This is a genomic window from Ruminococcus difficilis, from assembly GCF_016680995.1.
Genome location: NZ_JAEQMG010000064.1, coordinates 1 through 3096, shown reverse-complemented (window position 1 = coordinate 3096; position 3096 = coordinate 1). Strand labels below are relative to the sequence as shown.

At 47.4% G+C, this 3096-nt stretch carries 3 protein-coding genes; 2 read left to right on the top strand and 1 reads right to left on the bottom strand.

All coding sequences use genetic code 11. The annotated features are described in order from the left end of the window. A partial coding sequence (locus JKK62_RS07660) for a hypothetical protein (RefSeq protein ID WP_201427416.1) occupies nucleotides 1–236 on the bottom strand: 236 nt, incomplete at its 3' end. A gap of 250 nt (nucleotides 237–486) precedes the next feature. Between JKK62_RS07660 and JKK62_RS07655 the strand changes: the two genes are divergently transcribed. Further along, a complete protein-coding gene (locus JKK62_RS07655; RefSeq protein WP_201427415.1) occupies nucleotides 487–1080 on the top strand; it encodes a response regulator in 594 nt (197 codons plus the stop codon). After that, entirely contained in the window at nucleotides 1077–2282 is a 1206-nt protein-coding gene (locus JKK62_RS07650; RefSeq protein WP_201427414.1) for a sensor histidine kinase, read from the top strand. Before JKK62_RS07655 ends, JKK62_RS07650 begins: the two co-directional genes overlap by 4 nt. The last annotated feature ends 814 nt before the right edge of the window (nucleotides 2283–3096 follow it).

The following is a 3096-nucleotide window of genomic DNA, read 5'->3' as shown; positions in this document are numbered from 1 at the left end:
GCCTGAATAAAGCCGATGATGTTCATGATCCCTGCGACCAAAAGCGCGATACCGGAAACGATCAACAAAGCGCCCGAAACGGCAAGCAGAGTTGTACCTACGGACTCATTCGTTTCTTTCGAAGCTCCGATCAAGCTCATAACGAGTCCGGCTCCGCCGACCAAGGCGGCGATCAGTGAAATGATTTCGGCGTTGAAAATCTTTTTCACGCCTTTTGCTGCATTTGGAAATTTCATGTTTTTCTCTCCTAAGTTTAAAATTGATATAATAAAACGTGAAACGTTTATTACCTGAAAACCGGCGAATACTTTTGCCTCCTTGTTTTCCGCTGTTTTACAAAATTACTCAGTTTAATTCTATCATAAATACTCCATAAGACAATAAGATGTGTCAGAGCGTGACATCTTATTTTGGAATGCTGTTGTATTTCAAAGGCACATCCCTTATAATCATAGATATAGTTTACTTCCAAGAGAGGAAAAGCACATGAAGGATTCCTTCGCCGATACCCTGAAACAATTCAGAACTGATAAAAAGCTGTCCCAGCAGCAGCTCGCCGATATGCTGTTTGTGGAACGCACCACGATAGCGAACTGGGAAACGGGACGGCGCATCCCTGACGCCGTTCTGCTTCTGCGGATCTCCAAATGCTTAGATATAGATATCAACATTTTATTGGAAACGATCGACAATACCGTAGAGGAACCGAACGTCATTATGGTGGATGACGAGAGTATCATTCTAAAGGGCGGTATGTCGGTAATCGGCAACTTGCTTCCAAACGCTTCGGTCACGGGCTTTACTTCTCCAACAGAAGCTCTGACATTTGCCAAATCCAACCGCGTACATCTTGCTTATATCGATATCGAAATGGGCAAGCTCAACGGACTTGAACTGTGCCGTGAGCTGCTGAAAATCAATCCTCGCACCAACGTGATCTATCTGACCGCCTATCCCGACTACGCGCTGGAGGCGTGGGATACCGGCGCCTGCGGCTTTGCCGTAAAACCCCTCTCCGCTGAACAGGTGCGCGATCAACTCACACGCCTGAGATTTCCGATCAGGGGGCTGCGGCTATGATGGATTGGACGACATATTACTATTCTGTGATCGATTCGACTACCCTGCTGATCGCCGTGTTGGGAATATCGGTCGTTTTGGTCCTGCGCGACCTCGAAAACCGGTGGCGGTGGTTCTGCGTCGTTTTTTTCTCCGATATGGTTTTGAAAACCTCGGCGAGCTTGATCAGCCGGTTTTCCGCTTTGTATTGGCATAACATACCGCTTCAAACAGCGTGTGATTTTCTCGCCGCTTTGTTTTCATCAACGATCATCCCTCTGCTGACGCTTTACCTCCTTCGCTGCTGTTCGCAGGAGCCCCATAAGTCTTTCCTGTGGAAGCTGATCCTCAGCCTTTGGGGAGTTTCCGCAGCGGCAGCGGTCGGCGACCTGCTGCAACGCACTCTTTTGCCGGGCGGCACAGAGCAAAAGCGCTGGCTGATACTGGTTTATCTGCTTTTTACGGCTATCAGTCTGATCATCAGCTTGATCGCGGTAATCCGCAGAAGAAAACAACTTTCAAAACTCCAATTCATTCTCATATTGGTTTATTTGCTGGCGCCTGTTTCAATTATGCTACTCGCTATGGAATTGATGCTGTTTATCGATCAGGGAAAGCGGTATCTAAAGCAAAAGGAAGAGCTGGCGAATCAAAAGGCAAGTCTTGCCGTGCTGCAAATGCGGCCGCACTTCATCTATAACACGATGACGAGCATCTATTATCTAATCGAGCAGGACGCGCCCAAGGCGCAGCAGGTCACCTTGGATTTTACCGATTATCTGAGAAAGAATTTCACGGCGATCGCAAAAGAGGGAACGATACCCTTTGCCGAGGAGCTGGAGCACATGAGGGCTTATTTGGCGGTAGAGCAGGTACGCTTTGAGGGAAAGCTGTTTGTTGAGTTCGATACGCCTTACACAAGCTTCAGACTGCCTCCGCTGACCCTGCAGCCCATCGTGGAAAACGCCGTTAAGCACGGCGTCGATCCAGACCTCGATCCGCTTACCATCCGGATTCAGACCCGAGAAGTAAAGAACGGCGTCGAGATAACCGTTGCCGACACCGGACCGGGCTTCGGCGTGAAGGACAATGACGAACCGCATATTGCGCTCGCCAATATCCGCGAACGGCTTGAAATGATGTGCAAAGGAACGCTGACCGTCTCCGAACGCGAGGGCGGCGGAACGGTCGTAAGCATCTTTGTATCCCAAAAGCATGATTGAACAGCAAGAATAATGTTGTTTTCCGCACACATTTTTCTAACAGAATACTGTTGACTTCAATACATTAACCGATACAAGGGGTTGTCGCAGAAATAATCCTGCGACAACCCCATTGTTTTTTATTATTCCGATATCCCTCAGCCGCACTTTAGCCGCCCGCAGAGGAATTGTCGAGAAAAGTGTAATACGGACGACTTGCGTCAGAAAGCTCTTGAATCGGTGTGTATTATTACTGATAGCTCGCACGTCATACATTACTGTGTAGAATCATTCGGAAAAACGTTCGGAAAATGTAACATATTTCGCTTTTTTATCTTGACTTTTCGGGCGGTCGGTGCTATACTAATCCTCGCATGAAAGAAAGCGTGCGTCACACGTGTTCGTCACACGCCGCGCACTCTTCTTGAATTACATATTTAGGGGTATAGCTCAGTTGGTAGAGCAGCGGTCTCCAAATGTCTAAGAGGAGACCCTTTTTTATTGCCCTTTTTACAGCAAGAATGGCTTAAACAGTGATGTTTTGGTCATTATTTTTTTGCCCTGATTTCAGTATCAGCCGTCTGAAATCCACTCCGAAATCGTCCAAAATTTTGCTCATAGTATTGAAATAGCATCATCTTAGTAGTACCCTCTGAAAAGCCATGAAAAAGGCCTCCAAATCCGCTCGATTTGGAGGCTGTCTTTTTGCTCAAAATCCGCTTTATGACACTCTGAGATTACAGGTTGAACGCGTCGGTCAGACCTTCCAACTTGGTGTTGTCCTTCTTCACGTAATACAGCTCTGTGATCTCGGTCGTGGTGTGTCCGAGAAGAT